Genomic DNA, 234 nt, shown 5'->3' with positions numbered 1-234 from the left:
CCAGTAGCTGGCCGGGAAAGCGTTGAAGTAAGAACCGAAGGAAAGACGCTCGCCACGGCGGACCTGGACTGAACCACGGTCGAGGATGTCTTCCGGGTGCAGCTGCCGGGTCATGCCTACGGCCTGCACATCGGAGCTTCCCCGGCCACTCCGTTGTACTGTGCTTGTGTCCGGGTCTACATAAAGAGGGAGGGTGTCGAGGTCGCGGTTCGCCGGGAAAATGACACGCTGGAC

Annotated in this window: 1 pseudogene; it reads right to left on the bottom strand. The window is 61.5% G+C overall.

Going from position 1 to position 234, the window contains the following annotated elements:
• Positions 1-234 (bottom strand): annotated as a pseudogene (locus ACPYOG_RS20895) (glycosyltransferase); the annotation flags it as partial.

Source organism: Leifsonia sp. HAY1-4F, from assembly GCF_056755275.1.
The sequence above is the reverse complement of the archived record's forward strand: the minus strand, read 5'-3'. Positions and strand labels throughout refer to the sequence as shown.